The organism is Roseibium sp. LAB1 (assembly GCF_054658235.1).
The window spans coordinates 1,552,265-1,577,946 of record NZ_BAAGIB010000002.1; the positions used below are offsets into that span (position 1 = coordinate 1,552,265).

At 61.5% G+C, this 25,682-nt stretch carries 21 protein-coding genes; 10 read left to right on the forward strand and 11 right to left on the reverse strand.

What is annotated here, in order from left to right; all coding sequences use genetic code 11:
- Positions 1-4 precede the first annotated feature (4 nt).
- The 5 genes from ACYQ54_RS17120 to ACYQ54_RS17140 all read left to right on the forward strand — a co-directional run bounded on the left by ACYQ54_RS17120 (position 5) and on the right by ACYQ54_RS17140 (position 4,808).
- Entirely contained in the window at positions 5-784 is a 780-nt protein-coding gene (locus tag ACYQ54_RS17120) for an ABC transporter ATP-binding protein (protein WP_460084403.1), read from the forward strand.
- Positions 784-1,635 (forward strand): ABC transporter permease, encoded by an 852-nt coding sequence (locus ACYQ54_RS17125; protein WP_460084406.1) that lies wholly within the window; start codon positions 784-786, stop codon positions 1,633-1,635. Before ACYQ54_RS17120 ends, ACYQ54_RS17125 begins: the two co-directional genes overlap by 1 nt.
- Positions 1,632-3,035, forward strand: a complete 1,404-nt coding sequence (locus ACYQ54_RS17130) for an amidohydrolase family protein (protein WP_460084409.1) — start codon at positions 1,632-1,634, stop codon at positions 3,033-3,035. Before ACYQ54_RS17125 ends, ACYQ54_RS17130 begins: the two co-directional genes overlap by 4 nt.
- 110 nt (positions 3,036-3,145) lie before the next feature.
- Entirely contained in the window at positions 3,146-4,144 is a 999-nt protein-coding gene (locus tag ACYQ54_RS17135; protein WP_460084411.1) for an isopenicillin N synthase family dioxygenase, read from the forward strand.
- Between the two features lie 235 nt (positions 4,145-4,379).
- Entirely contained in the window at positions 4,380-4,808 is a 429-nt protein-coding gene (locus ACYQ54_RS17140; protein ID WP_460084414.1) for an FKBP-type peptidyl-prolyl cis-trans isomerase, read from the forward strand.
- A 149-nt stretch (positions 4,809-4,957) separates the two neighbouring features.
- Here the strand turns inward: ACYQ54_RS17140 and ACYQ54_RS17145 are convergent, their stop codons facing one another.
- Genes ACYQ54_RS17145 through ACYQ54_RS17155 form a run of 3 tightly spaced genes read right to left on the reverse strand, consistent with a single transcriptional unit; the run spans position 4,958 to position 7,829 of the window.
- The gene (locus tag ACYQ54_RS17145) at positions 4,958-6,004 is read right to left on the reverse strand and encodes a TRAP transporter substrate-binding protein (RefSeq protein ID WP_460084417.1); all 1,047 of its coding nucleotides are present in this window, start codon (positions 6,002-6,004) and stop codon (positions 4,958-4,960) included.
- 35 nt (positions 6,005-6,039) lie between these two features.
- Entirely contained in the window at positions 6,040-7,323 is a 1,284-nt protein-coding gene (locus tag ACYQ54_RS17150) for a TRAP transporter large permease (RefSeq protein ID WP_460084419.1), read from the reverse strand.
- Positions 7,320-7,829: a TRAP transporter small permease gene (locus ACYQ54_RS17155; RefSeq protein WP_460084422.1), complete on the reverse strand. Its 510-nt coding sequence runs from the start codon at positions 7,827-7,829 to the stop codon at positions 7,320-7,322. Before ACYQ54_RS17155 ends, ACYQ54_RS17150 begins: the two co-directional genes overlap by 4 nt.
- Positions 7,830-7,998: 169 nt before the next feature.
- Here ACYQ54_RS17155 and ACYQ54_RS17160 point away from each other — a divergent pair, with 169 nt between their 5' ends.
- The 5 genes from ACYQ54_RS17160 (at position 7,999) to ACYQ54_RS17180 (ending at position 11,724) form a co-directional block, all read left to right on the forward strand.
- A complete protein-coding gene (locus ACYQ54_RS17160) occupies positions 7,999-8,922 on the forward strand; it encodes a MurR/RpiR family transcriptional regulator (RefSeq protein WP_460084424.1) in 924 nt (307 codons plus the stop codon).
- Positions 8,923-9,068: 146 nt separating this feature from the next.
- Positions 9,069-10,055, forward strand: coding sequence for a signal peptide peptidase SppA (gene sppA, locus ACYQ54_RS17165; protein WP_460084426.1), 987 nt, complete (start codon positions 9,069-9,071; stop codon positions 10,053-10,055).
- Positions 10,056-10,070: 15 nt separating this feature from the next.
- Positions 10,071-10,370: an integration host factor subunit beta gene (gene ihfB, locus ACYQ54_RS17170; RefSeq protein WP_006940254.1), complete on the forward strand. Its 300-nt coding sequence runs from the start codon at positions 10,071-10,073 to the stop codon at positions 10,368-10,370.
- Positions 10,371-10,434: 64 nt separating this feature from the next.
- On the forward strand, positions 10,435-10,800 hold the full coding sequence (locus tag ACYQ54_RS17175; RefSeq protein ID WP_460084428.1) for a lipopolysaccharide assembly protein LapA domain-containing protein: 366 nt from the start codon (positions 10,435-10,437) through the stop codon (positions 10,798-10,800).
- 15 nt (positions 10,801-10,815) lie between these two features.
- The gene (locus tag ACYQ54_RS17180) at positions 10,816-11,724 is read left to right on the forward strand and encodes an ornithine cyclodeaminase (RefSeq protein ID WP_460084431.1); all 909 of its coding nucleotides are present in this window, start codon (positions 10,816-10,818) and stop codon (positions 11,722-11,724) included.
- Positions 11,725-12,142: 418 nt separating this feature from the next.
- Here ACYQ54_RS17180 and ACYQ54_RS17185 read toward each other — a convergent pair whose 3' ends face one another.
- From ACYQ54_RS17185 to ACYQ54_RS17220, 8 genes are all read right to left on the reverse strand, one after another.
- On the reverse strand, positions 12,143-12,763 hold the full coding sequence (locus ACYQ54_RS17185; protein WP_460084434.1) for a trimeric intracellular cation channel family protein: 621 nt from the start codon (positions 12,761-12,763) through the stop codon (positions 12,143-12,145).
- A gap of 242 nt (positions 12,764-13,005) precedes the next feature.
- Entirely contained in the window at positions 13,006-13,629 is a 624-nt protein-coding gene (grpE, locus tag ACYQ54_RS17190; RefSeq protein ID WP_460084437.1) for a nucleotide exchange factor GrpE, read from the reverse strand.
- A gap of 145 nt (positions 13,630-13,774) precedes the next feature.
- Entirely contained in the window at positions 13,775-14,095 is a 321-nt protein-coding gene (trxA, locus tag ACYQ54_RS17195; RefSeq protein WP_022998971.1) for a thioredoxin, read from the reverse strand.
- An 85-nt stretch (positions 14,096-14,180) separates the two neighbouring features.
- Positions 14,181-17,714, reverse strand: a complete 3,534-nt coding sequence (addA, locus tag ACYQ54_RS17200; RefSeq protein ID WP_460084440.1) for a double-strand break repair helicase AddA — start codon at positions 17,712-17,714, stop codon at positions 14,181-14,183.
- Positions 17,684-20,830, reverse strand: a complete 3,147-nt coding sequence (addB, locus tag ACYQ54_RS17205) for a double-strand break repair protein AddB (protein ID WP_460084443.1) — start codon at positions 20,828-20,830, stop codon at positions 17,684-17,686. The genes addA and addB overlap by 31 nt, the downstream gene beginning before the upstream one ends.
- 2 nt (positions 20,831-20,832) lie before the next feature.
- Complete coding sequence (locus tag ACYQ54_RS17210; RefSeq protein WP_460084446.1) at positions 20,833-21,567, reverse strand: nucleotidyltransferase family protein; 735 nt, start codon at positions 21,565-21,567, stop codon at positions 20,833-20,835.
- A gap of 39 nt (positions 21,568-21,606) precedes the next feature.
- Positions 21,607-23,133 carry a tRNA (adenosine(37)-N6)-threonylcarbamoyltransferase complex ATPase subunit type 1 TsaE gene (gene tsaE / locus ACYQ54_RS17215; RefSeq protein ID WP_460084448.1) on the reverse strand — a complete coding sequence of 509 codons (1,527 nt, stop codon included), beginning with the start codon at positions 23,131-23,133 and terminating at the stop codon, positions 21,607-21,609.
- An 8-nt stretch (positions 23,134-23,141) separates the two neighbouring features.
- Positions 23,142-25,586, reverse strand: coding sequence for a PAS domain-containing sensor histidine kinase (locus tag ACYQ54_RS17220; RefSeq protein WP_460084450.1), 2,445 nt, complete (start codon positions 25,584-25,586; stop codon positions 23,142-23,144).
- Between the last annotated feature and the right edge of the window lie 96 nt (positions 25,587-25,682).

Sequence of the window (25,682 nt, forward strand, 5' to 3'; positions counted from 1 at the left end):
GCAAGTGGCGCTCACCAACAACGCGATCAGCTTTTCCTCTGTCGGTCAGACTTTTCTGACCGGCTCGGGATCCGTCACCGCCCTGGACGGGGTCACCGTCACCATCGCTCAGCACGAGTTTGTTGCGGTGCTCGGTCCATCCGGATGCGGAAAATCGACTTTGCTGAGGCTGACTGCCGGGTTGATGAAACCTTCGAAAGGTTCGGTGAGCGTCTTCGGCAAACAGGTGACAGACCCAAGGGATGATGTCGGCATCGTCTTCCAGAAGCCGACGCTGCTGCCCTGGGCCAACATCGAGGACAATGTCGTCTTTCCGGTCCGCCACAAATACGGCCGGGTGACGGCAGAGGACCGCGCACAAGCCCAAGCCATCATCGAGACAGTCGGACTGAAAGGGTTTGAAAAACGGCTGCCGTCGGAACTCTCCGGTGGCATGCAGCAGCGGGTCGGCATTGCCCGGGCGCTGTTTCTCAACCCGGACATTCTCCTTATGGACGAGCCGTTTTCAGCGCTCGATGCGCTGACCCGCGACGCCATGGGTTTCGAACTGCTGCGGCTGTGGCAGGCAAGCCCCAAGACCGTTCTCTTCATCACGCACTCGATTCCGGAAGCCGCGCTGCTCGCCGACAGGATCCTGGTGCTGAGCGAGCGTCCCGGACGGATCATCGCGGACCTGCAGGTGCCGACCGCCCGCCCGAGAGACGAAAGCGCACTCAGGACACCCGAGATGCAGGACTTCTCCGCCGAACTCCGCTCGCTCCTGATCAGGAAGGAAGCCGCCTGATGACCGTCACCGAAACGCAAGGCAATGCAGCGGCCAAGACGCCCCCACCACCGACGCCTCAGGACCGGCATTTGCCGCTTTCCGAAAAACTGCTTCGTCTGCCGGTTGTCCTGCCCCTGATCACCTTTGTCCTGATCCTGATCGTCTGGGAAGCGGGAACCCGGCTCTTTGCCGTTCCGTCCTTCGTGCTGCCGGCCCCCTCCCGCATACTGGGCGGGTTTGAAAGCGTTACAGCCGGGCGATGGATGGAGCATATCTGGGCAACGCTTCGGGTTGCCCTCACCGGATATGCGGTCTCATTCGTCATATCGCTTCCGATTGCCGTCGGCCTTGCAAAATCGCGACTGCTTTCCGGAGCGTTCTATCCCTTGCTGGTGGTGATCCAGTCCGTCCCGGTCGTTGCTGTCGCGCCGATTATCATCGTGGTGCTGGGTACGGGCGATGCGCCACGCGTCGTGATCACCTTCATGATCTCGTTCTTTCCGCTGGTCGTTTCCATGACGACGGGTCTGGCCGCGACGCCGCCGGAGCTGATCGAACTGTCCAGATCGCTGCGCGCGCCGTCCTTCCGGGAAATCACACAGATCCGCCTGCCTTTCGCAACGCCCTACATCTTCTCGGGCATGAAGATTTCGATCACCCTGTCGGTCATCGGCGCCGTCGTGTCTGAATTCGTCGCCGCCGAAAAAGGCATCGGCTACTTCATCCAGTTCTCCACGTCGATGTTCAAACTGCCCCAGGCCTGGGCCGGGCTGGTCATCCTCGTGATCATGTCCCTCGTGCTGTTCCAGCTTGTCAGCCTCACGCAGCGGGTCTTCTTCCCCTGGTCGCTGCCGAAAGGACAGAAATGACCAACTTCCTGATTGCCAACATAGACTATGGCCTCACCGGTAACCGGGACGGAGACCGCCTCAGCGGTGCAATCCGGATTCAAGACGGCCGGATCACGGAAGTCGGGTACCTTCAGCCTCAGGAAGGCGAACGGATTGTCGACGCGAGTGGATGCGTGGTCACGCCTGGTCTGGTGAACACCCATCACCACTTGTTCCAGTCGGTCCTGAAGGCCGTGCCGGAAGGCATGAATGCGCCGCTTGACGACTGGCTCATGAACGTTCCCTACAGCTACTGGCCACTGATCGACGAGGAAACGCTGCGGGTGTCGGCCAGGATTGGCCTGGCGGAACTGCTTTTGACGGGAACGACGACGGTCTGCGATCATCACTATGTCTTTTCGGATCACTATGACTACGATCCGGCGAGTGTGCTTTTCGAGGAAGCCGAGGCCCTCGGCATCCGCTTCGTGTTGGCCCGCGGTGGCGGCACGAAGGGCCGGTCCTTTCCCGACCCAAGCCTGCCGCCCTCCCCCAGCGAGTCGCTGGAGAGCTTTCTGGCAAGCATCGAGCAGACGGCGTGCCGCTGGCATGACCCGTCTCCCACCTCAAGCAGGCGGGTTGCCGTCGCACCGACCACACCGACATTCAATCTCGAGGCCGGAGACCTTCCGGATATCGCCCGCTTTGCCCGCAGCAAGGGCCTGCGCCTGCATTCGCATCTCTCGGAAAACCGGACCTACGTCGACTTCACCCTGGCGAAATACGGCAAGCGTCCGGTTCATTGGCTTGCGGAGCAGGAGTGGCTCGGACCGGACGTCTGGTTCGCGCATCTGGTGGAATGCGATCGGGACGAGGTGCGCGTGCTTGCGGAAACCGGCACCGGCATGGCGCATTGCCCGCAGGCAAATGCCAGGCTCGGGTCGGGAATTGCCCCGGCTGACGCCCTTCACCATGCAGGCGGCCATGTCTCCCTGGCCGTTGACGGCGCGGGCGCGAACGAGGCCGCCGACATGGGCGCTGCTCTCTACAGTGCTTTCGCACTGCACCGGGCAGCAAAAGGCGTGCAATCGGTTCGCGCCGAAACCCTGCTCAACTGGGCAGCCGAAGGCGGCGCCAAGGTGCTCGGCTTTGAGGAAACAGGCGTGCTGCACCCCGGAATGATCGCCGACATTGCCATTTTCGACATTTCGGCACCCCGTAATCTGGGGCTCCACGACCCGGCCCTGGCACCGGTGCTGACAGGCGCTGCAACCTTGCGCCACAGCTTCGTTGGCGGACGGCAGATCGTCCGGGACGGCACCATACCCGGACTGGATCTGGCCGGGCTTGGCGCTGACGCAAGGCGTGTCACCCGGCAACTCATGGAACGCAGAAAGGAAATGAAGGCGCCTTATCGGGCCCGCGCCGCCCTGGCCTGAGGGCAAATCGCCTGCGTTCGGCAGGCGCATTCTTATGTGGAGTAGAAGCTGTCAGTGCCGTCGGGCACGGGTCATTGCTCCCGGACCTCTTTCTCAAGGAGAACGGAAATATGAGCACCTCTGCATCCTACGACCTTGTCGAACTGGAAAAGGAAAAAGGCTTCGGCGGCGTCGGCGAGACGGTCGACCGTGCAATCCCCCAGGTCGACATGTCGGACTTCTTTTCCCGCAAGGCGGAAATCACAGAAGACCTTTGGGCGGCCGCCACGGATATCGGCTTCTTCCAGCTCAGCAACCACGGCATTCCGCAGGAGCTGATCGACGAAGCTTTCCGGCTGTCCGCCGGCTTTTTCGACCTGCCGCCCGAGACCAAGGAAAAATATCCCCTTCGGCCCGGAACCAATGCAGGCTGGGAATTCAAGGCGCAGGTCCGCCCGTCCACCGGCACCGCGGATCAGAAGGAAAGCTACCAGATCACCCTGCCGCGCATGACCGGCCTCTGGCCAAGCGGCGAAGAGCTGTCCGGCTTCAAGGCGACCATGCTGGCGTTCGAGCGGCACAACTGGGCGCTGGCGATGAAGGTTCTGTCCTGCTTTGCCGACAAGCTGACGTTTCCACCGGACTTCTTCACGGAAGGCCACGACCCGTTGACGCCGGAATACCAGTCGACGCTGCGGCTGATCCACTATCTGGGCATGGAAGATGCCAAGCCCGAAGACTTCAAGTTCTGGCGGGCTGGCGCCCACACAGATTTCGACTGTCTGACGCTGCTGCACCAGAAGGCGGGTCAGGGTGGCCTGCAGCTTTGCCCCGGCAAGGACAGCCAGGGCCGGGCAATTGCCTGGACAGACGTGCCGCCGCTGGAGGGGGTGATCACCTGCAACATCGGCGACATGCTGATGCGCTGGTCGGACGACAAGCTGTTGTCCAACCTGCACCGGGTGCGCATGCCGAAACCGGAAGAGTATCTCGGTCCCCGCTATTCGATGGCCTATTTCGCCCAGGCTAACATGGACACCGTTCTTGCGGGCCCGGAAGGCAAGTATGAGCCGATGACCGCACATGACTACATCCAGATGCGGCTCGGCGCCAATTTCGGCAAGAAATAAGCGCAACTGCATCACCTGACGAAGTAGAACCACGGCACCGGACCCATCGTCTGAAGCGGCCGGTGCTGTGGTTACACCATTTCCGGCACGATTTGTCCGCGAGACTATCCAGAACCTGACGCAGCCGCAGACTTTACTTTTGCGGCCCGTCCTTTAGGCTTGGTTTCACGACGAGCACCCGCCAACGATACGCGGCCTCAAAACTCACCCAACAGACAGAATTGCGATACGCACCATGACCGAAGCCAAAAGCGGCGACACGGTTCGTCTTCATTACAAGGGAACTCTGGACGACGGCTCCGTCTTCGACAGCTCCGAGGGCCGCGACCCGCTGGAATTCACCGTGGGATCGGGCCAGATCATCCCGGGTCTCGACCAGGCCATTCCGGGCATGAAGGTTGGCGACGAGAAGACGGTCCGCATCGAACCGGACAATGCCTACGGACCTCACAATCCCGGCGCACGCCAGGCCGTTCCGCGGACCAACATTCCGGCCAACATTCCGCTGGAAGTCGGCCTGCAGCTTCAGGCGCAGACCGAGAACGGCCAGATGATGACCGTGACGGTGGTAGAAATTTCCGAAAACGAAGTCATTCTGGACGCCAACCACCCGCTGGCCGGTCAGGCACTGACGTTCGAGATCCAGCTCACCGCCATCAACTGAGGCGTTGAACGTGCAGGCACAGGTCACTTGTCGGCTCTGCGATAACGCCTGTACACTGAAACAGACAGAAGCCCCGCGGTTACCCGCGGGGCTTCTTTTTTACGCGAGCCGGCGCTGAAGACCGGCACGCGGACATTTCAGAACCTGCCTCAGTCCATAAAGACGCTGTCGTTTGCTTTCTGGACCTCGGCCTTGAAGAGACCAAGCAGTTCGTTGGCTTTCGGATCCAGATTTTCAGCAACGTGGGTTTCGAATGCCGGCTGGGCCGCTGCCGCCATGGACGCGCGCTGATCGGCGGTGAGAGCAGTCACCTCCATCTTGTCCATCAGACCGGCCAGGCCTCTGTCGGAAGCCTCGATGATGCGCGACAGACCACGGCTGGCAGTGACGCAGCTTTCCGCCGCATAGCGCAGCGTCTTCTGCTGCTCTTCGGTCAGTCCTTCGAAGAAGTCCCGGTTGACCATGAAGGTATAGGGCGAGAACAGGTGGTTGGTCAGCGTCATGTATTTCTGAACTTCTGAGAAGTTCGCGAAGGAAATGATCGGCACCGGGTTCATCTGACCGTCGATTACGCCGGTCTGGAGGCCGGAATAGACCTCGCCCCAGGACAGCGGATAGGCCTGCGCACCGAGTGCCTGAATGATGGTCTGGTGAGACGGCAGGGTCATGGTGCGGATGCGAATGCCGTCAAAATCCTCAAGCGACGCGATCGGGTGCTTGGAATTGGTGACCGCAAAGAACCCGCCCGTGTCCGGGAAGCCGAGCACCACGACATCGCCGAGGGTTTCCTCGATATCGGCTGCCAGTGCCTTGCCGAAGTCACCGTCGAAAACCGCGTAGGTGGCGGCGTTGTCGGCAAACGCGAACGGCAGGTTCAACACGTCGATGCGCGGATAATAGCTGGCCAGTGCGCCGGTTGAGGTCAGCGTCGCCTGGATGATGCCGTCGCGCACGTGCTGGACATGTTCTGCGGCGGAGCCGAGCTGGTTGGACCCGAAAACCTCCACTTCGACAGCTCCGTTGGTATCTGCATTGACGATGTTGGAGAACACCGCGGTGCAGGCGTGAGCCGGGTTTTCAAACGGATCGGTCTTGTTGTCGTGACCGAACTTCAGCACCTTACCGTCCGCCAGCGCACTGCCGGTCATGAGTGCCGCGGTCAGCCCGACCGCCAATCCCTTTGCGAATTTCTTCATGATATTCTCCATTCCTCTGTCAGGTTGTTTTTTTGTTATTGGGCAAACCCGAGAGCGCGCGGCAGCATCATCGCCGCGCTTTCCCAGAAGGCGAACAGGAACAGGACAGCCACTTCGGCGACCAGGAATGGCCCCAGCTTGATGGCAATCCGTTCCAGTTTCTCACCGGTGACCGATGAGAGAACGAACAGGCACGCGCCGACAGGCGGCGTCATCAGCGAGATGTTGAGTGCCAGAACGAAGATGATCCCCGCGTGGATCGGCTCCAGACCGACCTGGGCGGTAAGCGGAACAAGAACCGGCGCCAGGATGATCAGGATGGCGGTGATATCCATGACCATGCCGACGATCAGCAAAAGGCCGATGATGATGGCAATCACTGCGTACCGGTTGTCGGCGAGACCCAGGATTGTTTCGGCTAACATCTGCGGGATTTTCTCAAAGCTCATCCACCAGCCGAGGATGCCGGCAAAGGCGATGATGACGAAGATCACGCCGGTAATACGCGCCGTGCGCACGAGCATCTGGTAAAGCGCGGGCAACGTCAGCGTGCGGTAGACGAACGCGCCGATGAAGAGCGCATAGGCCACCGCGATGGAGGCCGCTTCCGTAGGTGTGACGACACCGCCGAGGATCCCTCCCAGGATGATCACCGGCATCAGCAGGGCGGTGATGGAGGAAACGAAGACCTGCCCGATTTCCTTCAGGTTTGCCCTGCGTTCCGCCTTGGGCAGACCGTTGCGGGCCGCACCGAGTGCAATGACCGCCATACAGACGCCGCAGATGACGAGGCCCGGCAGGATGCCCGCGGCAAAAAGCCCGCCAATGGACACCCCCATGAGCGATCCATAGACGACCATGAGTCCGGACGGCGGAATGGTGGGGCCGATGATCGAACCGGCCGCCGTGACCGCACAGGCGTAATCACGCTTGTAGCCTTCCTTGACCATGGCAGGCACCAGCGTGCGGCCGAAGGCTGCCGCATCAGCTGTGGCCGACCCGGTCAAGCCGGCGAAGAACACCGACGCCAGCATGTTGGTGTGGGCGAGGCCACCGCGAAAATGACCGACCAGCACCTGTGCCAGCTTCACCAGCCTGTCGGTGATGCCGGTCTGGTTCATGATTTCACCGGCAAGAATGAAGAACGGCATCGCCAGGAAGGGAAAGATGTTCAGTCCGTTGAAAATCCGGCTCGGTCCGATGGCCAGGAACTGGTCACCGCCCATATGGATGAGGCCGATCACACCTGCCGCGCCGATGGCAAAGCCGATGGGCATGCCGAGCAGGATGAACCCGATGAAGACAGCTGCAACGATCATGCTGTGGCCTCTGAGAAGGGAGGATTGTCGAGATGGGTGCCGCTGTCGCGGATCATCGCCAGCACCGTCTGGATAGAGGCCAGCGCCGCGGCGGCCGGAATTGCCGAATAGAACGGCTGCAAGCTGATGCCGAAGATCATCGCCTGCCGCTTGGCGCCGCTCTCGGCAAAACCGAGCCCGTACCACAGCACATAGAGAAACAGAGCCAGAACGCAGAGATCGATTGCCACCAGAACGACGCGGCGCAAATGCAAGGGTACGCGCATGATGGCGGCGGTCAGGCCGATATGGTCGCGTCTGGCGATGCCGGAGGACACAGCCAGCATGGCAGCCCAGATCATCAGGTAGCGGGCAAGGATCTCCGGCCAGGGCAACTGCCAATGGAAGAAGTAGCGATCCACCACGCCTAGCCAGACATCAAGCACAAGCAGTGCCATCAAAATGGCTATTACAGCCTCGACGCCCGTATTCAGCCTGGCGCTGGTTCTGGCAGCCCACTCGCGCATAACCCCTCCGCAGAAATGTACCTTAATTACATTTTCAGAGCAGAAATTGCGTTTCGTCAAGCTTATTTTGTTTTTAAATTACATTTTGAGATCAAATGAGACTATGATCAGGCGTTGATTGACGATTTTGTGTAACCTAATTACAAATCCCGCAACGAGGGAGTCATGCGTGCAGGCAAAAATCAGAACCGCGACCGGCGACAATTCCAACGGCCATGCGGCTATCGATCTCATTTCCGCACTCCGTGACCACGCCGGCCAGTTTCCGGCGCGGGAACAAAAGGTTGCGGACTATGTGCAAAATCACCTGTCCGCCATATCGGACATGACGATCGCCGAACTTGCGAGGGCCTGCGGCGTCAGCACGCCGACGGTGGTCCGCTTCTGCCGCACGCTCGGGTGCGACGGGTTCCGGGAATTCAAGCTGCGCCTGGCACAGAACCTGGCGGTCAGCCTGCAATATATTTCCGCACCGCCGACCACGGAGCAGGTTGCCAGCGAAACGGCCATCGACCGCGTTCTGGGTGCTCTCTACGCAACCGCGAACGTCATGCGCCAGCAGGTCGACCCGGCCGTGATCGAACGGGCTGTCGAGAAGATCGCAGAATGCCGACAGCTTCTGACTGCAGGGATCGGCGGCGGCTCGACGATGGTGGCGGGCGAAGCCGCCAGCAGGTTCTTCCGTCTCGGTATCCCGTCTGTTGCCCTGCATGATAGTTACCTTCTGCAGATGCGGGCGGCGACGCTCGGCCCCGACGACGTGCTTTTGTGCGTGTCCGCCAGCGGGGAAGCGGACGAACTGGTCAGCGCGGCTGAAATCGCCGGCGGTTACGGAGCAACCACCATCGCGATTGCACCGAAGGGCTCCCGCCTCGCGCTGATTTCCAAGATCCCCATTCTGGTCGACCTTCCCGAGGATCCGGACATCTACAAACCCACCGCCTCGCGATATGCGCATCTGGTGATTGTGGACGCCATCGCCATGACGGTCGCCCAGGTCCGCTCTGCCAGCACCAGCGAAAACCTGCGCCGGATCCGCTCCTCCCTGACCGCATTTCATGGCCGGACCGGACCTCAACCTCTGGGCGATTGAGCTTCAAGAACTCGCGAAACTGCGCCGGCTTGCCAGAAACCGCCGCAATCTGATGTGAAACTGATAGAAGCTGATTGCATTTCCTACAACGGTCACCCTATGTATGTTATTGGTTTTCATAAGCTCTTGTCGGGGACATCGTATTCATGTCGGTAGATGTTGACGCGCTGGTGGACAGACGGCGCCTCAGACGCAAAGTGACCTTCTGGCGGATCGCGACATTTGTCGTCATCGCCGCGGCACTGGTCGGGGGGCTGCTTTATGTCTCCGGAGCATCGGAATTGTCCAAGCGGACAGCGCATATCGCGCGAATTCCGATCGAAGGCGTCATCCTCGAAAGCCGCAAGACACTGCAGATGATCGAAAAGATCGGCAAGTCCGACGCGGTCAAGGGCGTGGTGATCTCCATCAATTCCCCGGGCGGTAGCACAACCGGCGGCGAAGCTCTCTATGAAGCACTGCGCAAGCTCTCCGAAAAGAAGCCGGTTGTTGCCGAAATTCGCACCATCGGCACTTCCGCGGGCTACATGATCGCGCTTGCGTCCGATCACATCGTCGCGAGATACAATTCAATCACCGGTTCCATCGGCGTGCTGTTCCAGTTCGGCAATATCAGCAAACTGATGGAAACAGTCGGCGTGGAAATGGACGCGGTCAAGAGTGCCCCGCTGAAGGCAGAGCCTGACTTCTATTCGAAGACGAGCCCAGAGGCGCGCGCCATGCTGCAGAAGCTCGTCAACAATTCCTACGACTGGTTCGTTGCCCTGGTCGCCGAGCGGCGGTCCATGGACCTGCCCAGGGCCAAGGAATTGGCCGATGGCCGCATTCTGACGGGCCACGATGCCCATACGGAACAGCTGATCGATGCCATTGGCGGCGAAGATGTCGCAATCGACTGGCTGGTGAACGAAAAGGGCGTTGCGAAGGATCTTCCGGTCGTCACCTGGAGCGCAAACGAAAACCTGGAGGAGCTGCCGTTTTCCTCCCGGGTCTCGCGAGAATTCGGGAAAGGCATCGGATCGAGCCTTCTGGGGCCGATTAGTGATGCTAAGGGGCTGATTCCACGAGGCCTTACGCTTGACGGGCTCGTATCCGTTTGGCAGGCTTCTGACGCGGCAGACAATAATCCGTAAGCGAGGGGGCACTTCATGATCAAATCTGAGCTCGTTCAGCATATCGCCGAACAAAATCCGCATCTCTATCAGCGGGACGTTGAGAACATCGTCAACGCCATCTTGGATGAGGTCACCGAAGCGCTCATGCGTGGCGACCGCGTGGAACTGCGCGGCTTCGGCGCGTTTTCCGTCAAGAACCGCCCTGCCCGCGTCGGCCGAAATCCGCGTACCGGCCAGAAAGTGGAAGTGGACGAAAAATTCGTGCCCTTCTTCAAAACCGGCAAGGAAATGCGTATACGGTTGAACGATGGTGTGGACCACGGCGACGACTGATTGCGCTCGCCACGGTACGCCATTTAAAATCGACTTCTGATCTGGCCAAAACCGGGAGAACCCAGTGACCCGTTTCCTCAAGAACGTGATCTTGTTCGCAATCGCGGTGGTCCTGATCCCGTTGTCGGTGGCAAACCGCCACACGGTGTCCCTGTCACTCAACCCCCTTGACCCGCAGGACCCGCGCCTGACCATTCCGGACATTCCACTGTTCTGGATCATTTTCGCAAGCCTGGGCGTCGGTATTATCGTCGGCGGACTTGGTGCGTGGGCCAAGCAGGGTCGCTGGCGCAAGGAAGCGCGCGTCAAGCGCCGCGAAGCCGCGAAATGGCACAAGGAAGCCGATCAACTGCGGGACATGAACACAGCAGCCCAGCCGGCGTCCGGTCTCAAGGGGCTGACAGGACCGGGCAATCGCAACGCTGCCTGACCGGCCGACGGTACCATGCGTATTATCTCCAGTGACGAGATCGATGCCTGCCTGGAAGACAGGGCCGTTCTTGAAACGCTGCGCCGGGCCTATCGGTCCAGCACCATTGCCCCTCAGGCGAAGCCTCTTCCCATCGGCCGGCTGAACCAGCAGCAAGGCGCGCTCACCATGCAGCCGGCCTGGACCGATTTCACCGCGCAGGGCGACATCAAGCGCGGCTATATCGGCTGCTCTCTGTCGCTGGATCTTCCGGAACAGCCCGGCCTGTCTTCAAGCCTCTATCTCCTGTATTCCGGCACCGGCGGACAGCCGATTGCTCTCCTGGACGGCATGCGCCTGACTGTCTGGCGGACAGCCGGCCTGCATGCACTGGGTGCAAGCTATCTGTGCCGGGAAGACACGTCCCGGCTTCTCGTTATTGGCGACGACCCGCGGTTGCCCCGGCTGGTTTGCGGCTATGCGGCCGTGCGGAACCTGACGTCGATCCTGCTGGCGGGGGTCTCGCCGGAGATCCAGAAACGGATTGCCGCCCTGCCCGCGCTAAAAGGCGTCAACGTCGGCACCACCAACGAAATCTACGCCGCGCAGGAAGGCGCGGACATGATCTGCATCGCCGGACCTGAGAACCAAACCGGCACCTATCATGCCCTGACCTATCTGGATCCTCCGGCAGGCTGTCATATCGACGTGCTCGATCCGGAAGCCCAGTTGCCGACGGAATTGCTGCAGGAAGCGCGGCTGTTCACCACCGATCTATCCGAACCGCCAAGGCCGGACCTGGAATGGGCAGCTGACCTGCAGGAGCTCACCCAGGGCAAAAAGGCCGGGCGGCGCTACTACGGTCAGCGCACGCTGTTCCTGCCCGCCCTGCGCACAGGGCTCGCCGACTACGCCCTCGCCGCACACGTTTTTTTGAGAACCTGACCACTGGTACTCGTGCCTCGATGCACCATATATCGGTGCAGCAGAGGGAATCCATGAAAGCGTGCGCCCGAATAGGGACGCCCGTATGACGGCTTGGCCGCCATGGGTTCGCTTTCTCATTTGTATTTCGAAGGAGCTTATCATGCTGACGACGCTTGCCTATTCGGCAAGCCTTCCGGCAATCGCACTTGGGCTGATGTACTATGTGTCAGCCTGCTCGGGGCTTGTATACTAGTGCCTTGAAGGCACCCTGACCCGTTCGCCCCAATTGAGACGAGCGGTCGTCTGTCCGGCTTTGGCGCGGTCGATCGATCCTGCCCAATCCGCATGTGACAATTGTGAAGCCGGTTCCATGTGGACCGGCTTTTGTCGTTTTTGAGGTGCGGCACCCGACGGGCCGGGCATAAAGCTGAACGGCTTACTCCTGACCGGGCGCTGTTCCCGCGCGATGTCCGGGCAGCGTCCAGCCACGCAGGATCGCACCTCCCCGCAGGACCAGGGCACAACAGGCCGCAATGACCGCGGCAAGCAATTGCGGCGTGCCGAGTTGCACCAGCACCACAAATCCTCCAGCCCCGGCAAAGGCGGCACCAACATAGATTTCCGGTTTCACGACGGAAGAGGGTTCCCGGGCGATCGTATCCCGCAGGATGCCTCCGAATGTGGCCGTGGAAACGCCCATCAGGATGGCGACCAGGATCGTGTCCCCCACGGTCAGAGCCTTGGCGGCGCCCATGACGGAATAGGCGGCGATGCCGACAGCATCCGCCCAGCGCAAGGGTTTGCTGAGTTTTTCGATCCACTCGGCGAAATACCAGACCAGTGCGCTGACGACGAAACACACCAGCAGGTACCACTCGTTCTCCACCCAGAAGACAGGCACGCCCAGCAGAAGATCACGCAGGGTCCCACCACCGATTCCCGTCAGTGTCGCAAAAAACAGCAGGGCAACGATATCCAGCTGCTTGCGCGAAGCGACGATGCCCCCGGTAACGGCAAACACCGCCACTCCGAGATAATCCAGCATTTGAAGCAGCATTCCGTCCCCCAGGCCCCATCGTCTACTCGAAGGCATTACCCGAGGTCTGGATCTTTGTCATCCCATGGCGTGTCCCACTGGAGACCGGCCTAGCCTCTGAAGGCCAACATATCGCGCTGAAGACACGGGAGAATTTTGACCGGAGCGGTTTTGAAAAGCGTTTGATCCGTAACGCCAAAAGAAAAGGGCTGCTCCGCATGGTGCGGACGCAGCCCCCTTCAAAGCAATAAGGCCGGTTGGCCTCAGGCGTTCTTGTCGACGGTCTGCCCGGCTTCAGCCGACGCGGCTACATCCTTCGGACCACCCTTGGAAACGCCGACCATGGCCGGACGCAGCACGCGGTCGCCGATGACGTAGCCGGCCTGCATCACCTGCACAACCGTGTTGTTCGGCACTTCGGTGTTCGGCACTTCGAACATCGCCTGGTGGAAGTTCGGATCGAATTTCTGGCCTTCCGGGTCCAGCTTCTTGACGCCGTTCTTTTCAAGCTGGTTGAGGAGATCACGTTCGATCATCTCAACGCCCTCGATCAGAGAAGCAACACCTGCATCGGCATTCTTGCGGTCGTCTTCCGGCAATGCTTCAAGCGCGCGGCGCAGATTGTCGGATACCGTCAGCATGTCGCGGGCGAAGCCGGACACCGCGTATTGGCGGGCGTCCTTGACTTCCTTTTCCGTACGGCGGCGCAGGTTTTCCATTTCCGCCATGACACGAAGCGCACGATCCTTCAGATCTGCGTTTTCCGCTTTCAGAACTTCGATCGGATCGACACCGGCCTCCTCGACAGCTTCCGGCTGTTCCGCTGCTGCAGTTTCCGGCGCTGCTTCTGCCGGCTGCTCTTCCGGGGTTTTGTTTTCGTCGCTCATGAATGATCCGTTTGCTCAGACTGTTTGCGGGTGCTTATACGACCGGTTGAGTTTTTTTCAAAGAGCATCGGCGGATAGGCTTTCGCTTACCCGCCGGATGCGCTCGTATGAACCGCAGCCGGGCAGCCGCAGACTATTTTCGGAATTAAAGTGCGCTCTTGATCCAGTCAGAGAGCTTGCCCTTCGGCGCGGCACCGATCTGGGTTGCCATCGGTTCGCCGTCCTTGAACAGGATCAGCATCGGGATGGACCGGACGCCATATTTCATGGCCATGTCCTGGTTCTCGTCAATGTTGAGCTTGGTGATCTTCACCTGGCCGTTCATCTCCTCGGAGATTTCTTCAAGAGCCGGAGCGATCATCTTACACGGACCGCACCATTCGGCCCAGAAGTCGACCACGACCGGGCCGTCGGATTTCAGGACTTCGGCTTCGAACGAAGAGTCGGTAACTTGTGTGGTAGCCATAACTAGATCTCGTAGGTCTCAGGATCGCGCCTACCCGATGTAAGCGCGTCAGTTGGCAAGAACGTAGGAAGCCGAGGGCCTGCCGTCAAGCCGATGTGCCGTCTGGACGCAGTCCGGCGAAGGTTTCTTCCAGCACCTTTTCGGGGATTTCCATCAGGTTCGGCACCGCGGTCCACAGAAGCTGCGCGGAAATCTCCTTGTCCGGATAAATCTGCTTCAGCATTTCCCTGTAAACACAAAGCTGTGCGCGGTACTCCAGCGGGATTTCGGCAACCGACGCCGGTGGATGGAAATTGGTCTTGTAATCCACAATCACCACCCGGTTATCCTCAACCACCAGCCGGTCGATCTGTCCGGAAATCTCGACTTCCGTGCCGTCGCTTGCCCGAATCGTCCCGACCAGAGGAACTTCGGCACGGGCATGACCGCAAAACAGTGTCTCGAATTCCGGCATTTCGAGAATCGCGGCCACCTCCCTCAGAAGGTGAGGTCTACGATCTGCGAATTCCGGTTTGAGTGCCTGGTTGAGATAGGCCTCGGATGCCACCATGCGCTCATCCACGGAAAGATCCGGCAACAACTCCAGCAGCCGGTGAATCAGTCGCCCGCGTTCCAAGGGCCAGGACGCCAGGTCCCGACCCGCCTGGAGGCGCGAGACCGCGGGCACCGGTTCGATGCCTTCCTTTTCCTCCATGGCCTCGAACGCCCTTGAGGGCTGAAGGCGCTTTTTCTTGGCTAGCGGGCGGACCGGAGCGCTGAGCCAGTCCGGCAGCGGTGGTTCCTCGCTGCGCGGTGCTTCAGACATATGCGCGGCGCGACCTGCCTCCGGCTCGGCCGTGGTGCCATCCTTCTGCCAGCGCCAGGCCGAGACAGCTCCATCCTGACCGGTCATTTCACGCGCCTCGGGCTTCAACGCTCGCGCAACCATGGAGTACCAGCAATTCTCGTGGGCACCGCGTTTCGGTTCCCAGCCGCAGACGATCAGCCGGTCCTCGGCCCGGGTGAGAGCCACATACAATAGGCGCCGGTATTCCTCTTCCTGCGCATCCCGCAGGGCTTCCACCGCCGCATCGTGCCATGGCGTGCGGTCTGCCTTGGGCGGCAGCCAGACCAGCGCCGGTGGCAGGAGATCGTTTTCCAGGCGCTTGCGCGGCAGGAAGGCCGGGTCGTGGATCGCGCTGACGGGAGCCGCGCCCGGATCGACCAGGACAACGATCCGCGCTTCCAGCCCCTTGGAACCATGCACGGTCATGATGCGGACCATGCCCTTGGTGTTGGTCAGCTCGCGTTTGATCTCGGTCGGTGCCGCGGCCATCCAGGCAAGAAAGCCTTCCAGGCCCGGCGTGCCGGATTGCTCATAGGCGATGGTAAGCGCCAGAAACTCGTCCAGAACGTCGTCGACTTCGACTCCGAGCCGGGCGCGGAATGCCTTCCGGCCGCCATCGCCCCCCAGAAGACGGGCATAGAATTCGCAAGGCGGCACGAAGTCGGCACGTGCGCGCCAGTCTTCCAGCCTTGCGCGCACAGCCTTCCATTTGTCCGACGTGTCGGACCGTTTCACCAGCATCTGCCACAGCGTTCCGGGCCGGACTTTCTCCGGCGTTTCCCGGGCGATCTCCAGCAGATCGTCGTCCGTCAGGTCGAACAGGGGGCTCTTCAACACGCAGGCAAGCGACAGGTCGTCTTCCGGCAGCAGCAGGAACCGGCCGAGGGCGGCAAGGTCCTGAACCGCAATATGGTCCGTCAGAACAAGGCGGTCACTGCCGGCGGCCGGAATGTCCAGCTCCTTCAGTTCCCGGTTGAGCGCCTCGACAAAAGGTCCGCGCTTGCGGACGAGGATCATCACATCGCCCGGATCTGCCGTGCCATCGCGCATCCACTGCGCGATCTCGGACGCAATGCGCCTGGCCACCTTCAGCATCGGACTGCCGGAGCCGACATGATCGATGGGCTGGCGCCAGTCGTCCGGCTCCTCGATCTCGGCTTCGGCTTCCAGCGGCCACAGATCAACGATCCCCGGATCGCGCCGGATGGCTTCATGTACCGGTGGTTTCACATCCTGCGACAGGCCCCTGTGAGCGCTCTCATCGTGAAACACCTTGTCGACCGCGCCGAGCACATCCGGTGTGGACCGGAAGGAGAGTTGCAGATTGACGGAATGAAACTCGAGATCCGCCGCCTCGGCCTTGCCGGAGAAGGACCGGCGCATCGCATCGAAATAGGCAGGGACCGCGCCCTGAAACGAGTAGATCGACTGTTTTTCGTCGCCCACTGCAAACAGAGTGCGCACCCGGTCTCGCGCTCCGGACCCGGCGAAGAATTCCGAGGCGAGCGAGGTCACCACTTCCCACTGGCGCGGGCTGGTGTCCTGGGCTTCATCTACCAGGATATGGTCGAGCCCCTGGTCAAGCTTGTATTGCACCCAGAGCGCTGCGTCGGACTTCTGCAACAGCGTTGCCGTCTTGACCACGAGATCCTCGAAATCGAGATAGCCGCGGGCCGTCTTGGCGCGTTCGTAATGACCGATCACCGCATCTGCGAGCCGCAGCAGCGAGGATGTTCCCTCATAGGTCGCCACCTTGCGGCGCTGGTCCAGCAGCGCCAGCAAGCGCTGTTGTTCGGCCTCGAGTGCTTCAAGCATCTGAGGGAACGCTTCTGCCACCTTCTTGGTCGCGAGCGACTTGCGCGGCTCGAGCTTGGCCGTCAGAAAAATCGACTGCCAGGCCTCCCGGAAGGCGGAAATGCCGGTGAGTTTGGCGGCAGCAATGAGATCGTCCGCACGGGTCTGGTCGGTCTTGGTTCCGGTGCGCAGAGCCTCGGCATAGGCAAGGCAGGTGTTCAGATCGAGCGGGCAAGCGGTTCGGAATTGCGCATCGAAATCCGCCAGCCTCAGGGCGGGATCCGTTTCCAGAAGGTCGGCCAGTTCGGCAAGCGCGGTTTCCAGATCGCCGGCATCGACCGTCCAGCGGCGGAAGGCATCGCGGCTCTGAATCAGTTCGTCCAGCGCTTTCTGTGCACCACCGTCGCTCATCAGATCGATGACAGACGCCAGCGCCCTGCCGAAGGTGCTGTCCGGTTCGGTTTCCGCAACATGCAGCACCGTTGCGCGCGAAGCTGCCATGAGTTCCGCCGCCACCCGGTCGTCGAGCACGGCAAAATGGCCGGCGACATTCGCCTCCAGCGGAAACTGGTGCAGAAGGGATTCGCAGAAACCGTGAATGGTCTGAATTTTAAGCCCGCCCGGCGTTTCCAGTGCGCGAGCAAACAGGCGGCGTGCCATTGCCAGGCGAGCGGCATCGGGCTTTCGGCCCTCAATGTCCTGCAGTTCGCCTGCGAGTGCCTCGTCGTCCTTGGTGACCCATTCGCCAAGGATCTTGAAAACGCGGGTCGCCATTTCGGCAGCCGCCGCCTTGGTGAAGGTCAGTGCCAGAATGCGGGAGGGATCGGTGCCATCGAGCAACAGCCGCACCACACGGCGGGACAGCACGAAGGTCTTTCCCGATCCGGCGTTTGCGCTCACCCACGCCGAGGCGCGCGGGCGGGAGGCAAGATCCTGCCGCTGTCTGGTCACTTCGGGGATCTGAAAGCTCACGACGGCTCCTCCGATCCAAGTGCCCATTCCTGCGTTCTGGCAAGATGATCGTAATCACCGCCCATCTGCCGTTCGCGCATCACGCGGGCGCGGGAGAGGTAGCCGGTGTCTTCCCTGACATAATGGGCGATCAACTGTTCCAGCCGTTTCCAGGCATCTTCCACCAGATCTTCCAGCGACGTGTCCTTGGGATTGCGCGGGGCCTCGATCACCGGCTCGCTGCCCCCCTTGAGCTGTAGATACAAGAGCTCGGAGATCGGAGCATCCGCCGGCACGTCCTTGAACCCGAAGCGCCGGATCATCGCCGCTTCCAGCGGCAATTGCGGCGACAGCAATGCGTCGACCTGCTTTTGCGAGGGCACCTGGCCTGTCTTGTAATCCACCACCGAAAGGCCGCCGCTTGTCAGAAGGTCGATCCGGTCAGCCCGGCCGCGCAGACGGAAATCGAACCCCGGCAGCTTCATCTCCACGCCACCGCCGATTTCCAGGAACCGTTGGCTGACGTGCTGTGACCGTCTCGCCTCATAGGCAACGAAGCCGGCTGCGACTTTCTGGAAGCGCGGCCACCAGAGGGCCCGGATCGCCGGAAAGGCGTCAAGCGGTTCGAAAAGTTCCTCACCGATCTCCGTCAGGGCCTTGACGGCGCTGTCGTCGAATGGACCGGTCCAGGTCAGCAGGAAGTCTGCAAGAGCATCGTGAACGAGATTGCCCTTGTCCGCCGCACCGGGTTCGCCGCCGATCGGATCGACCGGCTGCAGCTCAAGTACATGACGGGCGAAAATCGCATAGGGGTCTCGGATCAGGCGCTCGATTTCCGTGATCGAGAGTGATTTCGGGCGTGCCGCCAAAGGCGGGCGGGGATGCGGACGGGATGCAGGCCGGACCGCGCCTTCCGGCCGGTCGAGCTGGGCTGCGAGGCCGGAATAGACCGCGCCTTGCGCTTCCAGCTTTTTCGTCAGGTCCGGCCCGGCGAGCGTCGTCAGACGCTGCAGCCAGCGGGACGCGACCGTGGGAGCTCCGTCAGACCGGGCAGCCCGGGACAGAAGCACACGCCTTGCGCCCATCCCTTGTGCGAAGTCATGCGCGGCGGCCCCTAGCCGCCGCTCCGGTGGCTCCAGCCCCATGTCCCGTTTCATCGGCCGGTTCAGCCAGGGATCGTTCCGGGTGCGTTGCGGCCAGACACCTTCGTTGAGACCGCCGAGGATCGCGAAATCGAAGGCCTGAAGCCGTGCTTCCATGGGGCCGAGAATCTGCACCCGCTGGTCACCCGGCAGCCTGCGGCGCACGGCTTGTCCGGACATCAGCGCGGGCAAGACGGACGGCCATTCTCCGGCCGGAATTTCCAGTCCGCTGGAACTCGCTTCCAGAAGACCGGTCAGGAACTGGGCCAAGGCCTCACCCGCCTCACCGGCATAAAGTTCTGACACCGAGCCTTCGTGATCAATCGAGATCGCCTCGATCACCTCGATATGGCACCGCGCGATATCGGTCAAAAGGATCGTTCCGCCTTCACCGGCGAGCTCTTCCAGCGGCCTCAGCGCTGCCGCCAGCCGCTCGACGAGGTTCGCGATCACGTCCCAGTCTTCGTCGTGGATCTTCTTCCAGCGCGGCGTGTGAGCCTTGCCCGCCTCTTCCCGGCTTGCCTCGACAGCCAGACGCAATCCTGCGGTGCCCGGCCGGGCGCGAGGCCCACGAACCACACCACGCTCCAGCGCACGGGCGGCGGACCGGATGTCCTTCACCGGCAGGCCGAGCCGTGTCAGCGGATGTTTCAGCAGCGCCAGAAGGTCGATAGGATCGCAGTCGCCAAGCGCGAGTTTCGCCGCCAGGATCGCCAGGATCGCCGGTGCTGTCTGATCGAGAGGACGGCCGGCACTGTCATCTACCTGGATGTTCCAGCGGGCAAGCTCGGCCGCGACCCGGCGCGTCAGCATACGGTCCGGCGAAATCAGCGCCGCGCTTTCCTGCCGCTCGATGGCTTCGCGCAGGGCTATCGCCACGCTCAAGGCTTCATCCGCCTCGTTGCGGGCGGTCATGATCGAGACGCCGTCCAGAGCCTCCGCCCTGTCAGATTCTGGACGGCGGTCCAGATAAGCCGTCCAGCCATCGGAGGTGTCAGCGGGACGGAGCGCTTCGGAGACAAGTTCCTCACGCAACAGCAGGCCCCGGTCCGGGTCTGGCCCAAGCGTTGCGACCTCTTCCCGCGCAGCTCCCAACCGGTCGAGCAACTGCTTCAGCGAATATTGCGGATGGGACGGCAAGGTTGCCGTGTCAGTTGGTGCCACACCCTTGCGCGTCGACGCCTTGCCGCTTCTCTGGCCAAGCACTGCCCAGGAACGGTTGTCCAGATACTGGTCCAGTCCAGGCAGCACGATGACGCCCGTTTCCAACCGGGAAACAACCTTCAGAAGTTCAGCCGTGGCCGGAACCGAGCCGGTAACGCCCGCGACAATAACCGGACCGTGCGGCGGCGTCCGTTCGAGACGTTCCGCCTCCCGCCGGATCAGGGCGGACCGGCGAGCCTTCGGGTCCATCATCTTCAGTTCGGCAAGATGCGCAGGCCAGGCCTCCCGCACGATCTGCAGGAAATCCAGCGTGATCTGCCAGTAGCGAGCATGATCCTCCGGCACCAGCCCGGCCAGTTCTGACCAGTCGGCCTCTTCCGTCTCGACCTCATCCATCAGGGTCAGCAGGTCTGCCGCCAGCCACGCGGCATCGGCTGTCGAGGCAGGTAGGCCAAGGGGTTCGTCGGACCTGAGGCTGAGTGCTTCCCGGCGCAGCATGCCCTTCCAGGCTTTCACCAGCCGCGTCATCGCCAGATGACGTTCCAGCAAGGGCATGGCAGGTGGCAAGGGTTCCAGATCCGCATTGGCGGTCAGGCTCTGGGCATCCTCATCCGCATCGCCCACGGGGCGGATGGCAGGCAGCAGGACCGGTCGGCCACCGAACCGCTGCTGGAACAGCTCCGGCAACAGACGTGCTGCGCGGCGGGTCGGCAAATACAGCGTGACTGCCGGCAGCAGCAGTGGATCATCCAGCGGGCGAAAGCCGGGAATCAACGTCCCGTCGACCAGGGTGTCGACCAGCGTTTTCAGAAAGGGAACGGACGGCGGGACAGACCAGAGGCGGGCACTGCGAGCCATCCTCAGGCGGCACTCTCGCGAACGGCATATTCGGCAGCGCGGATCGCGTCCGGAGTACCGATATGCAGCCAGAGACCTTCCATCTGAACGCCATAAAGCCGCCCTGCCTCAATCGCCTTGTCAAATAGCGTGTTCATGGAGAACGGCCCGTCGGGAGCGTTTTCGAACAGGCGCGGATGCAGAATGGTGGCTCCCGCATAGGCGAAAGGCGTGACGCCCTTTTCCAGGCGCCGTGTCAGGGCGCCGTCCTTGGCCATGTCGAAATCGCCCCGACCGGAATAGCCCACGGCTTTCACCGTTTCGGCAACCAGAAGCAACGCATCCATGCGGTTCTCGTCCCAGGCTTCGATCATGTGCTCCAGGTTCGGCTTGACGCCTTCGATCCAGTAGCAGGTGTCCGCATTCAGCTGGAAGAACGGTTCGTCGCCCAGAAGCGGCAGGGCCTTCTTGATGCCACCACCCGTTTCCAGAAGCTGGTCACGTTCGTCGGAAATCAGGATGTCCATATCGGCGCGACGGCGGACATGAACTTCCACCAGATCGGCTAGATAATGAACGTTGACCACGCAGGACTTCACACCCGCAGCCGCGAGCCGGTCCATGCCATGGTCGATCAGGGCCTGACCGTTGACCTCGATCAGCGGCTTCGGCGTCGTGGCCGTCAGCGGGCGCATGCGCTTGCCGAGGCCGGCGGCCAGAATCATGGCGTTGGAAGGGCGAAACCGCTTGTCTGTCATCTTCTGTCTCAAATGTGCTTCCGGTTGAACGCGGCGCGTTCAGTGCCGGTAGCGTGCGTACCAGTCTTTCAAATCCGACAGGAACGGCCTGTCAAGCGCCCGGTCGAGATAGCCTAGCATGCGCGGCAAATGGCTCAAATAAGCCGGCTTACCATCGCGCTCGGCAAGGCGGACGAAGATGCCGAGGATCTTGGAGATCCGCTGCGCCGCCATGACCGCATAGGCCTTCGAAAAGCCGACTTCATCGAACTCCGCGGACTGCAATTTTCTCGCCGAGACATAAGCACGATAGAGGTCCGTTTCCAGAGCCTCATCCATGTCCGTGCGTGCGTCCAACAGCAGGGAAGCAACATCATAGGCGACCGGCCCGTATACCGTGTCCTGGAAATCGATCAGGCCAATCCTGTCGATTCCCTTCGCCCCCTCCTGCCAGAGCAGGTTCGGCGAGTGGAAATCGCGCAGCACCCAGCCCGTCTGGGCATCGCTTATGCCTTCCAGAGCCTCACGCCAGAGCCGTTCGAATTCCTGACGGGTTCCCACATCCACAGCCTGACCGGCAGTCCCTGGAACATACCAATCCAGAAACAAGGCAGCCTCTGCAATCAGCGCCTCTGCCGAATACTCCGGCACGTCATAGCTGTCGCCGTTTGCCAGACTTACCGAATGCGGCCAGGCCTGCCCGTGCATGACGGCCAGCACCTCGACTGCAGCCAGGTATCTTTCACGCACCGGCCGGCCCTGTTGCACGATCGTTTCGCGGCCTAGATCGGACGAAAGGATCAGGCCCTGGTCCAGATTGCTTGCAAGAAGGTCTGGCGCGTGAAATCCCCGCGAACGCAGTTCCGTTCCCACCGCGACAATCGCCCGGCAATCCCGCGCCAGATGAACCTTTGCCATGTAAGCGCGGACTGCTTCCGGCACCGCATCCCCCTGGAACGGCCAACGCATCAGCACGGCTGTCGAAGCCCCCGACGTGACTGTCTCGAACGTGCGCAGGGATGCATCGCCAGCCAGAAAACGACGCAAGGCATCCGGCATGCCTGCCGTGTCCAGAAAGGACCGCGTTGCCAGCGATTGTCCGATGCGGTTCTGCCAGAGAGGATTGTCCGAATAAAGGCTGAACCGGCGCTGGTTCTCGTCTTCCGTTGGCTGAGTGATCTGGATCCAGAGGGCATTGCCGGGCAGCAGGTCGTCAGCCTTCTCGGGCCACTCGATCAACGCGGCGCCTGTTTCCAGAAGATCCTCCAGTCCTAGCTCTTCGAGTTCTTCCGGCTCTTCAAGGCGGTAGAGATCGAAGTGGGAGAGGTCGAAACGGTCGAACTCATAAGTCTGAACGAGTGTGAAGGTTGGGCTTGGCACCTCCAGCTCGGGCTCACCGGCGAAAGCGCGGATCAGGGCCCGGGTGAAGGTGGACTTCCCGGCCCCTAGATCGCCGGACAGGCAGATAACATCGCCGGGCTTCAACACCAGCGCGATGTCGTTCGCAAGGCGCCGTGTGCCCTGTTCGTCGGCGATGTCGATTGTCTGAAAAGCGCCCGACAGGGCCTGCAGCTGGTGGTCTGCCATCCGGCGTCCTACTCGGCCGCCGCCTGGTCCGCCAGTTCGGGCCGCGCGGGAAAAACGCAGGTGACGGTCGTGCCCTTGCCTTCAGCGGACTGAATGTCGACCGTGCCGCCATGCAGTTCGACAAAGCTCTTGACGATGGCAAGGCCAAGACCTGCACCCTGACGGCGCGAGCCGGTGTCGTGCCCGACAAAGCGGTTGAAGACCTGGGTGAGGATTTCAGCAGGAATGCCGTAGCCGTGATCCTTGACGACAAAGGTCACCTTGTCGTCTTCGCGGCTGCAGCTGACATCGACCACGCCGTCTGGCTCGGAATAGCGCACGGCGTTGGAGATGAGGTTGAACAGGACCTGGCGCAGGCGTTTTTCGTCGGCAACCATCATGCCGATATCGCCGGGCACATGGGTCCGCAGGTTGATGCGGGCTTCTGCGATCCGGTCCTTCAGCCCTTCGACGGCTGCGGCGACCGTTGGTGCGACGTCGACCTCACCAAGGTCCAGCTCCATGATGCCCGCATCTAACGTCGCCAGGTCCAGGATGTCGTTGATGATGGCAAGCAGCGCCGAGGAGGAGGACTGGATATAGTCCGCGTATTCGCTCTGCTTGTCGGACAGTTCGCCGAATTTCGGATCGGCCAGAAGCTGGGCGAAACCAATGATGTTGGTCAGCGGTGAGCGCAGCTCATAGGAAACATGCTGGATGAAAGCGTTCTTGATCTGGTCAGCCTGTTCCAGCGCCTCGTTCTTTTCCAGAAGCGCTCGTTCGACATTGACGCTGTCGGTCACGTCGACAAAGGTCACCAGCGTGCCGCCATCGGGCAGCGGAACCGTGGCATAGTCGACAACGTCGCCGTTGTGGCGTTCCAGACGGCTGACCTTCTGGGTGCGGTTGTCGAGAAGTCCCGTCACGTTGCCGGCAAGCTGTTCCCAGGCATCACGCTCGGTTTCGCTGAGCGTGCAGGCGGATACGACTTCCTTGACGTGCGGCAATTCGGAAAGCTGATCTTCTTCCAGACCCCAGATGCGGCCGAAGGCCGGGTTCCACAGGCGCAGGCGCCCGTCGGACCCGAACACGGCAACTGCTTCCGACAGATTGTCGAGGGTTTCCCCCTGGACGCGGGTCAGCGCGTTGTAGCGGCTTTCCAGATCGAGCTGTTCGGTGACGTTTTCATAGATATAGGTGACACCGCCTTGCGGATGCGGATTGGCGATGACGCGCAGTGTGCGGCCGTCCGGAAGATGCCACCAGCTTTCGCGGGCTTCCAGCGACTGGTAGCTTTCCATCATCTTGTTGCGCCAGACGCGATAATCGGCCTGTTCCGGGATCTTGCGCGCCGCGCGCAAGGCATCCAGAACCGCACTGTCTTCCGGCCGGCTTTCCAGGAAAGCGGGATCGAGATCCCAGAGCTGGCGGAAGGCCGCATTGTAGAATTGAAGCTTGCGGTCGGCGCTGTAGATGGCAACGGCGGCGGCCAGTTGATCGAGCGTGCGGCCGTGGAAGTCCTCAGCACGGCCGAGTTCCTTCTGGGCCTGTTCCAGTTCACTGATGTCCACGGCAATGCCGGCCCCGCCGACATTGGCGTTGACATCGGTCACCTCGAACACCCGGCGCTCACCGGAGGCGACGATCGGAATGCGCGCGTTGAAACAGCCGTCCTCGGTGCGCTGCACAGCCATTGCGGTGCGGGCTGCAGCGTCAAGGAAGGTTGCGCCTTCCTTGATCGCAAGATCGGCGTCGGTCATGTCGACCGCTTCCGCATAGGCCTGGTTGGCCCAGATGAGATTTCCTTCCGCGTCGCGCTGCCAGGCCGGTGCCGGCATGGCGTCCAGCAGCGCGTGCAGCATATGCAGTTCGCCGGAGATCTTGGCATTGCGGGCAGCAAGTTCCGCCTGCATCTGCCGTTCGCCGGTCAGATCGCGCAGACGCAGGACCACGGCACCGCCGGTGGTGCGCCCCAGCGCTTCCACATAGGTGCCTGTTCGGGTCTTCAAGGTGGTGGTAAAGGCTTCCCCGGTGCGGAACAGCATGTCCAGATGACGTTCCAGATCGCCGGCGCATTTCGCCGTAAGCCAGCTGCCGAACGCAAGCAATTGCGCCGGCGGGCGCGGAACGCCCGATTTTTCGGGAAGAATGCCCCAGATCTGCGGCATGGCGCCGTTGCCGGTCCATACGATCACACGCTGCTCATCGGTATTGAGCATCGCCTCCAGGCGGTCCACCCGGAATTTCAGATCGCTTTTTTCCTTTTCCAGCGTGTCGGTCAGCAGTCCGGATTGCTTGCGATGTCGCACGAGAGCGACAGATGCGGTGACGGCAAACGCGCACATTCCGCCTAACGCACCGAAAAGAATCATGTTATCGGGGGAAATAGCAGCAGTCGTGTCGGCGAGCATGTCGGCTGCCGCCGAACCGCAGGACAGGCCCCAGCCTGCCAGCGCCGTTCCGCCGAGCTTCACCGATTTCAGACTCCAATCTCGCCACGCCGCGCGTGGCCGCGCGTCGTCCCTGCCGCTTATCGGCATATTGTGATCCCCTTGTGCCGCCTTGCCCTG